Below are 6,707 nucleotides of genomic sequence, written 5' to 3'. Positions count from 1 at the left end.
GAATATAACATCAAGAAAGAATTTTATGCAAAAGAATTAGGAATTTTGTACTACGTTGTGTATAGTCCCCTGCGGCGTAAAAAGTCGCCTTTGGAAGTGTATCGCTTAGTCGATGGGGAATATATCTTAATGTCAGGAAATCCTGTTTGGCTACCAGAAATTGGTTTAGGAATTGGGCGAGAACGAGGAATTTATCAAGGTATAGTGCGCGAGTGGCTGTACTGGTATGACGAAGAAGGGCAAAGATTGCTGACACCAGAAGAACGCATTAGGGAAGCGGAAGAACGCACAGCTTTTGAAGAACAGCGACGGGTGGAAGCAGAACAAAAAGTGAAAATATTAATTGAAAGGTTGAATGCACTTGGTGTTGATCCAGAAAGTTTGGATTGAAATTTTTGATTAATCTAGTTATTGAAATTTTTGATTAATCTAGTTAAAGGAGAGAGTAAATCTATTTTTTGCAGTGAAGTAATAATAATGTTCATTTGATTCCCTCTCTCTGTATCCATTCAGTTATCCACCCAGGTTTGCAAGTCGGCAATCGCTCAACGCTCAACACAAGTTCATCCAAAACTAGATTAATACCCCGCAGCTTGAGCAAGAAAAGTATGTTGTCCGCTCTGTCCATTAGCGTTGTTGCTTCAGCTTTGTCCAGGCATGGGCCAAAAACTAAATTTTTGCCATCGTCGTAATCAGTACCGACTACATACCACCACTGCACCTGCTCAAACTCATTTTTTCGGATTGCTTCTTCAATTTCCGTAGGGTGAGCAGCCGCATAAGCCCAAGCATTCACTAAGTCAGCAGCAATCAAATCAGGATAATCGACTAGTAGTTGTGCTTCACTAATACCAAAACGACGAGATTCTATAAGTAACCAAACTGAGATGTGAGTATTTGCAATACAGGCATCACCGCCGCATATACCAGGAGTTTTTCTAATTTCATGTGAACCTTGACTTAAGGTTTGGATCAAAATCTGTATGGCTTCAGCCTTCTCGGTAGGAGTTAATGCTAAGAGTTGTGTTTCTAATTCTTTGAGGGTCATAGATTAACTAAATTTTGCAACTTTTTCTGCCTTAATGTTAATTAGCTTGCTGGCTAGGGAATTATATATAAAGTAACTCATAGCTTGATAGTACAAATCGTAAAAGCTTGTTGCTAAATAGATTCGGTTACAAAAATATTCATCAAAAATATGGAAGTTAAATTAGGATTTGGAGCAGTCCCAAGACCTCAATATGTTTTTGTCAAAAAAGACAACGATCACTGCTGGTATATGCTCTCAGAAAATGAGCAAAAAATCCCTATTTATGACAAAGCCTTGACTGGGGTGATAACCGAAATAAAAATTGATAGACAAGTTGAAACTGCCTTTGGAAGAGTTGGAAAAATAGATTTATCTATTTTGGCAGACAAACCTTATATCGTCCGCTCAGGAAAAGATTCTTACTTTTCTAAAAGCTTGTTGCTGTCTTTGGATGCTCTTACTTCTGAACAACTGCGTAATCCACTTACTATTAGCGTCAGCCCAGGAGATAGTAATGTAGTTTTTTGTAATATTTACGAGCCAGTCACTTATCGCTCTGTAGGTGTTAGTTGGGATGGACATAATGAAATTGATTGGCAAACTCTAGGGCAAAAAGTCAGTTTAAAAATTGATAGAATTCAAAATTTAAATCAAGAGCCAATACAAATATCTACTAAAACAACGGCATCAGAAATTCATGCAGTTTTGATAGCTCAAAGTAACACATATTTAGCCCAGTTAAATTGGACTCCAGAGCAGGGAAGGGATTATTTGCAGCAAAAATATGGCAAGCGATCGCGTCTACAACTCACTGATACAGAAATTCTGGACTTTATTGATTACTTGAAGCTACAACTAACCCAAAACTGCTCAACTTAGGTGCTGTTATGTGAACTTGGGATAATTGCGATCGCCCTTTTGCTACACTTTAGATGCTAGGCTGGAATAATTGCGATCGCAGAATTAGAGTTAAATAAAAGTACCCGATATTAAAATACTTGCATGAATTCAAGGGCTGATTTGTTGACTCGCATTACTCAAACTCCTGGTCAGTGTGGTGGTCGTCCTTGTATTCGAGGCATGAGGATTCGTGTGAGTGACATTTTAGAAATGTTGGCTGAGAATGTCAGTGTTTCTGAGATTTTAGAGGATTTTCCCGATCTTGAACTCGAAGATATCCAAGCCTGTCTATTGTTTGCAGCACGGCGAACTGACTTTCCTCGCTTGACAGCATGAAAATTTGGATTGATGCTCAGTTGCCTCCTACATTAGCACTTTGGCTGACTGAGACTTTTGACGTAGAGGCTACTGCCCTAAGAGAGCTTGGATTACGAGATGCTAAACTGTCTCCTCACTTTCAGGGAAAATTGAAGTTGCGTACTGTAATGAGAATGATGCTAAATCAAGCTGATCTTCTCGTTGACTGGCAACTTCTAACCAAACTGGAATTGCATCTTGTAACATTTCTAACAAATGTTCATAGCTGTCTCCCCAAGTGTGACATCCTGGTAGGGCAGGTACAGAACCACACCACACGCCGTCTTCTTGCCAGATAACTGCTTTAATTTTCATCGCCAATCATCTCTACAAGATTGCGACTAATATTCTAGCGTCAAGCCGAGTGCGATCGCCGAATGGCCCGTCGTAGACATCGCTTGTTTCCTGCACTGAGGTTATTGCTAAAGACATCCAATTTAGTATTGTATTAGGTTGACTTCGCCTCAGACGCTGGATAAGCTTTATGTGCTTCTGCGTAAATCTTTAATGCCACAGCCATCTGCTGTTCGGCAGTCTCTCCCTGTTCTTTGAACCAAGCAAAAGTTTCAGGATCTACCTTAACTGTTATTGTTACAGGTGACTTGGGCATTCGCAATTGTGCTTTAGCAAAAAATTCTTCTGACAAGGGTGGAATATCTGACGTATCGATGTCTTCGTCATTCATTGCATCGACTCTAACCCAATCGGTTCTTGAGGTATTGTTCATAGCGTTTTCGTTCATGAGACAGTGCCTTTCTTAATGAGATGATCCGAACCATTTCTTCACCTGGCTCGGTGTAAATAACTACTACAATTCGTCCATCAAGTAGTCCAATACCGAGATACCGTTCCTCTCCATAGTCTTCTCGTTCATCTAGGTAGACAAGCATGGGTACATTAAACACGCGGAAAGCATCAGCAAAGTCCAAACCATGCTTTGTAATGTTGCTTTGGTTTTTACGCTCATCCCACTCAAACTTCATGGACTCAATATACCAGTGATACCCGGAAAATCAACTGCTTTAATTTTCATCACCAATCATCTCTACAAGGTTGCGACTGATTATTCTAGCGTCAAGTGGAGTGCGATCGCTTGTCCATTGCATTCAGGTATTAGCCTCCCAAAGGTGCGATCGCACTCAACACGAGCAGGATTGACAACTGCATTCATCGCAGTCTCAAATTTATACATTCTGAATGTTCATTAGTTGGTATCTCCGGGAAAAATCAGTATAAGGTGATGCCTCGGTTTTATGTTTAACCCGTAGGCAAGTACTAATCAAATACTAATCACATCAGGAGTATTTCATGATTCCACTGATTTTGGGTGCTGCTGCTTTGGCTACTGGAGCCTTTGGAGCGCTAAAAGGTGCTGAAGGCATTGGCAATATGAATCAGGCAAAAGAAATTGGTGAACAAGCTCAACAAAAATACGAAACTAGCTTGCAAAACTTAAAAGCAGCGTGGGAAATTACCAACCAGTCAGCAGAAGTCTATGGCCAAATGCAGCTTCGTATCAAACAGGGTACAATTTCAAACTTTATAGCTTTTATTGAGAGAATTGGTCAGCGAGCTTCCCAAAACAATCTGGACATTTTAACTGGATTAGACATTTCCACTCAGCAAATTCAGGAGTACAAAAAAGAAGTTATCAAAGCTGAACAGTGGGTACAAGGTGGTGTGTCAGCAGCCGTTGCAGCCTCAGCAGCAGGTTCTAGTGCAATTATGTTAGCAAGGAATGTAGGTACTGTTACTGTTTCCAGGTTTTTTGGATTGTGGGCTGGTGAAGTTGCTATCTCACAAGTTGGTGGTGCTGCGGCTTGGACTGGAGCCATAACTTGGTTAGGTGGTGGTACTAGTATAGCGGTTGGTGGTGCTGTATTGGGAGGTATTACACTCGGCCCAGCATTAATGGTTGGTGGTTTTCAACTTGCTGGTAAGGGTGAGGAAGCTTTGACTAAAGCGCGGGAGTATGAAGCTAATGTCAACATAGAGATTGCCAATATTGAAGCCGCTCAAGATTTTCTATTACAGGTTAAACGGCGAACAGTGGAACTTGCTAATTTGGTGTGTAATTTAAACAATCGTGCTAAATCTGCACTTCAAGAGCTTGAAGCCCAACCTTTTAATCGCGATCGCGATGCTAGAAAGTTTCAAGAAGTAGCACTTTTAATTAAAGCACTTGCAGAAATTATGAAAATTCCTATTTTAGATAATGAAGGGCTATTAAACCCTTCTACTTTAACCATCCAAGCTAAATACAAAACTCTGGGAGGTATTTAGCAATGGTTTTACCAAGTATCGGTACAATATGTACTGCGGTTAACGCCACAAAATCGTTAGTGACCATTGTTTCCAGTTACAAGCAAATTGGAGAGCAAGAACAGACTAAAAGGCGTGAGATAGCAGCTTTAGAAAAAACACAATGTGTTGAAATAGTTTCTTCAGCTTATGGTGAATATAAAATAATTGCCGAACAAGAACAGACAAAGAGACGAGAGATTGAAGCTTGGGAAAACGAAACAATCACCAAGATTAATGCCCAGCGAGAGTTACTGATGGCGTATCTAGATCGCTCTTTTGATGAACGTGCAGAAAACTTTCGCGCTTTGTTTGCTGTTGTTGATAATGCGATCGCATCCGGCAATAATGAGCAACTAGCCCTTACCTTAAATTCAATCACAGAAATTGCTAAATCAAGCCCTTTCAAAGACCTTGCAAATTTAGCTTCTGTTCGCGCCGCCCTAGATGATCCAGATCATGAATGGACATTTTGATTTTATAACAGTGCGATCGCTCTCCTAAAACTTTTTAAAAAGCCTGCCAGTGTAGGCTTTTTTTATGTAGTATGAGGCTTACAGTGCAATATAATATATTGCAAGATAACTTTCACAAGACGATGAGCAAAGAAAATATTACGTTTCGGATAGATAGCGATCGCAAAGCTGCACTTGATGCGATCGCAATTCATTGCAACTGCGATCGCAACTACGTACTTAATGAAGCGGTAGCCACTTATCTAGAGATGTATCAGTGGCAAACCGAGGAAATTCAAAAGGGTATTGCTGAAGCGAATGCTGGAGACTTTGCCAGTGATGAGGAAGTAAAAGCGACTTTTGCAAGACTCACCAATGTATATTAAGTGGCTGCGTAATGCGCTTCATACCACACAGTCACAATTACACTTATCAAATATCGCTTGCTTCCGGTAGCCAGTCTTCATCCAACACTAACTCTAAAAAATATGGGCACTCTTCTGGAAACACGGAAATTTGTATCCCCGTTTGCTTGGCTGCTTGCCGACGCGCCCTTTGATAACTTTCCTCAAGTTGCTCTGTAGGATAACTCTTAAGACTAGGACTATCTTCTATTGCTAACTCAATTTGGGTGCGAGAATCAGTGATGGAATCGAGCCAACTATCTGAGCGACGCTGGGGTTGATATTGCCACTTCAGCAAATGCAAAAGTAAGCGAGTTAGTTGACTGGCAATACCCCGACGTTCACTTTTGCCCAAGCCTTCAACCTCTTCAATCAGATGTTCTACATCAACTTCATGCCAGTGATGCGATCGCAATAGTTGGGCTGTCTGTTCAATCCACAAGTTAAAATCTGCTTTATAAGTTGCGCTCATAGCCGTTCTCGATCTTAGGCAAGCCAAAATATCCTTATTTTCCAATACGCTCAAGTTCCTCTCGCAATACTCGCCTTAATGTCTCTTCTAACGGTTCACGGCGCTGCTGAATGTACTCACGCAAGGCATCGTTAATCAAAGTTTGGTAATTTCCCCCACCTGCTGCGTGAACTTGGTCACGAAACCATGCTAGTACTTCATCATCTAGGCGAATGGTAATTCGAGTTTTGCCTGTTTGTATTGATTCAATCGCTCCCCGCTTGCCCTCGCTAAAATCATACTCAGCTTCCATCACTTATCCATCCTCATATTGCTTTTGTTCATAGCGCGTAGCTTTGCGGGCAGAAATCAATCGAATCTCATCATTGCGCCATGTATACACAACTACTAAAACTCGACTGAAAGCATCTATCCCAATAGTGATAAATCTCTCTTCATCAAAACGTTCATCTGTGATAGTAATTGCTAAATCGTCAGAAAATACGGTTACTGCATCAGCAAAGTCAACACCATGCTTGTGAAGATTGGCTGCTGCCTTATCCCTATCCCACTGATACGCCATCTAAATCTATTGTATGCACATCCGTGCATATTAGCAGATGAAGAGTACTAAGCTGCTGTACTTCTGTATGTTTTCATCAAGCCTCAAAAATCTTCATCGTCAACAAAAAATTCCGCATCGTCTTCTAATCGAGAATTACGCTGCCCAATACCAGCAAGCCCCCACAGAGGTTGCAGCAGTGCCATGCCAATTAACCCGACAACGGCACTAAAAGCTAGCACTAAAC

Annotated in this window: 13 protein-coding genes and 2 pseudogenes; 6 read left to right on the top strand and 9 right to left on the bottom strand. The window is 41.0% G+C overall.

Annotated elements, in window-relative coordinates:
- Positions 1 to 390: pseudogene (locus IQ229_RS07720) on the top strand (hypothetical protein); the annotation flags it as partial.
- A gap of 91 nt (positions 391 to 481) precedes the next feature.
- Here IQ229_RS07720 and IQ229_RS24815 read toward each other — a convergent pair.
- Positions 482 to 1,048 carry a DUF433 domain-containing protein gene (locus IQ229_RS24815; protein ID WP_194042638.1) on the bottom strand — a complete coding sequence of 189 codons (567 nt, stop codon included), beginning with the start codon at positions 1,046 to 1,048 and terminating at the stop codon, positions 482 to 484.
- Positions 1,049 to 1,198: 150 nt separating this feature from the next.
- Between IQ229_RS24815 and IQ229_RS07710 the strand changes: the two genes are divergently transcribed.
- Together IQ229_RS07710 and IQ229_RS07705 are read left to right on the top strand one after the other, a co-directional pair.
- Positions 1,199 to 1,909, top strand: a complete 711-nt coding sequence (locus IQ229_RS07710; RefSeq protein ID WP_194042636.1) for a hypothetical protein — start codon at positions 1,199 to 1,201, stop codon at positions 1,907 to 1,909.
- Positions 1,910 to 2,032: 123 nt separating this feature from the next.
- Complete coding sequence (locus tag IQ229_RS07705) at positions 2,033 to 2,266, top strand: DUF433 domain-containing protein (RefSeq protein WP_194042634.1); 234 nt, start codon at positions 2,033 to 2,035, stop codon at positions 2,264 to 2,266.
- Between the two features lie 102 nt (positions 2,267 to 2,368).
- Here the strand turns inward: IQ229_RS07705 and IQ229_RS07700 are convergent, their stop codons facing one another.
- From IQ229_RS07700 to IQ229_RS24450, 4 genes are all read right to left on the bottom strand, one after another.
- The gene (locus IQ229_RS07700; protein ID WP_228013277.1) at positions 2,369 to 2,602 is read right to left on the bottom strand and encodes a type II toxin-antitoxin system HicB family antitoxin; all 234 of its coding nucleotides are present in this window, start codon (positions 2,600 to 2,602) and stop codon (positions 2,369 to 2,371) included.
- A 133-nt stretch (positions 2,603 to 2,735) separates the two neighbouring features.
- The gene (locus IQ229_RS07695; protein WP_228013275.1) at positions 2,736 to 2,972 is read right to left on the bottom strand and encodes a BrnA antitoxin family protein; all 237 of its coding nucleotides are present in this window, start codon (positions 2,970 to 2,972) and stop codon (positions 2,736 to 2,738) included.
- Positions 2,973 to 2,982: 10 nt separating this feature from the next.
- Complete coding sequence (locus IQ229_RS07690) at positions 2,983 to 3,270, bottom strand: BrnT family toxin (RefSeq protein ID WP_194042630.1); 288 nt, start codon at positions 3,268 to 3,270, stop codon at positions 2,983 to 2,985.
- Between the two features lie 80 nt (positions 3,271 to 3,350).
- On the bottom strand, positions 3,351 to 3,479 hold the full coding sequence (locus IQ229_RS24450; RefSeq protein ID WP_265582955.1) for a hypothetical protein: 129 nt from the start codon (positions 3,477 to 3,479) through the stop codon (positions 3,351 to 3,353).
- A 116-nt stretch (positions 3,480 to 3,595) separates the two neighbouring features.
- On the opposite strand from IQ229_RS24450, the gene IQ229_RS07685 reads away from it, so the two are divergent.
- From IQ229_RS07685 to IQ229_RS07675, 3 genes are all read left to right on the top strand, one after another.
- Positions 3,596 to 4,570 carry a hypothetical protein gene (locus IQ229_RS07685; RefSeq protein WP_194042628.1) on the top strand — a complete coding sequence of 325 codons (975 nt, stop codon included), beginning with the start codon at positions 3,596 to 3,598 and terminating at the stop codon, positions 4,568 to 4,570.
- A 2-nt stretch (positions 4,571 to 4,572) separates the two neighbouring features.
- Entirely contained in the window at positions 4,573 to 5,064 is a 492-nt protein-coding gene (locus IQ229_RS23790; RefSeq protein ID WP_228013273.1) for a hypothetical protein, read from the top strand.
- An 83-nt stretch (positions 5,065 to 5,147) separates the two neighbouring features.
- Complete coding sequence (locus tag IQ229_RS07675; RefSeq protein WP_322743953.1) at positions 5,148 to 5,429, top strand: CopG family ribbon-helix-helix protein; 282 nt, start codon at positions 5,148 to 5,150, stop codon at positions 5,427 to 5,429.
- 46 nt (positions 5,430 to 5,475) lie between these two features.
- On the opposite strand, the gene IQ229_RS07670 is transcribed toward IQ229_RS07675, so the two are convergent.
- The 4 genes and pseudogenes from IQ229_RS07670 to IQ229_RS07655 form a co-directional block, all read right to left on the bottom strand.
- Positions 5,476 to 5,919 (bottom strand): DUF29 domain-containing protein, encoded by a 444-nt coding sequence (locus IQ229_RS07670; protein WP_194042626.1) that lies wholly within the window; start codon positions 5,917 to 5,919, stop codon positions 5,476 to 5,478.
- Between the two features lie 34 nt (positions 5,920 to 5,953).
- A complete protein-coding gene (locus IQ229_RS07665; protein WP_194042642.1) occupies positions 5,954 to 6,211 on the bottom strand; it encodes a BrnA antitoxin family protein in 258 nt (85 codons plus the stop codon).
- Between the two features lie 3 nt (positions 6,212 to 6,214).
- A complete protein-coding gene (locus IQ229_RS07660) occupies positions 6,215 to 6,481 on the bottom strand; it encodes a BrnT family toxin (protein ID WP_194042624.1) in 267 nt (88 codons plus the stop codon).
- 83 nt (positions 6,482 to 6,564) lie between these two features.
- A pseudogene (locus IQ229_RS07655) lies at positions 6,565 to 6,707 on the bottom strand (DUF1049 domain-containing protein); the annotation flags it as partial.

The organism is Nostoc cf. edaphicum LEGE 07299 (genome assembly GCF_015207245.1).
Taxonomy (GTDB): domain Bacteria; phylum Cyanobacteriota; class Cyanobacteriia; order Cyanobacteriales; family Nostocaceae; genus Nostoc; species Nostoc edaphicum_B.
The sequence above is the reverse complement of the archived record's forward strand: the minus strand, read 5'-3'. Positions and strand labels throughout refer to the sequence as shown.

Coding starts and splice junctions, on each gene's coding strand:
- IQ229_RS24815 (WP_194042638.1), bottom strand. CDS start 1,048: ATGACCCTCAAAGAATTAGAAACACAACTCTTAGCATTAACTCCTACC.
- IQ229_RS07710 (WP_194042636.1), top strand. CDS start 1,199: ATGGAAGTTAAATTAGGATTTGGAGCAGTCCCAAGACCTCAATATGTT.
- IQ229_RS07705 (WP_194042634.1), top strand. CDS start 2,033: ATGAATTCAAGGGCTGATTTGTTGACTCGCATTACTCAAACTCCTGGT.
- IQ229_RS07700 (WP_228013277.1), bottom strand. CDS start 2,602: ATGAAAATTAAAGCAGTTATCTGGCAAGAAGACGGCGTGTGGTGTGGT.
- IQ229_RS07695 (WP_228013275.1), bottom strand. CDS start 2,972: ATGAATGACGAAGACATCGATACGTCAGATATTCCACCCTTGTCAGAA.
- IQ229_RS07690 (WP_194042630.1), bottom strand. CDS start 3,270: ATGAAGTTTGAGTGGGATGAGCGTAAAAACCAAAGCAACATTACAAAG.
- IQ229_RS24450 (WP_265582955.1), bottom strand. CDS start 3,479: ATGTATAAATTTGAGACTGCGATGAATGCAGTTGTCAATCCTGCTCGT.
- IQ229_RS07685 (WP_194042628.1), top strand. CDS start 3,596: ATGATTCCACTGATTTTGGGTGCTGCTGCTTTGGCTACTGGAGCCTTT.
- IQ229_RS23790 (WP_228013273.1), top strand. CDS start 4,573: ATGGTTTTACCAAGTATCGGTACAATATGTACTGCGGTTAACGCCACA.
- IQ229_RS07670 (WP_194042626.1), bottom strand. CDS start 5,919: ATGAGCGCAACTTATAAAGCAGATTTTAACTTGTGGATTGAACAGACA.
- IQ229_RS07665 (WP_194042642.1), bottom strand. CDS start 6,211: ATGGAAGCTGAGTATGATTTTAGCGAGGGCAAGCGGGGAGCGATTGAA.
- IQ229_RS07660 (WP_194042624.1), bottom strand. CDS start 6,481: ATGGCGTATCAGTGGGATAGGGATAAGGCAGCAGCCAATCTTCACAAG.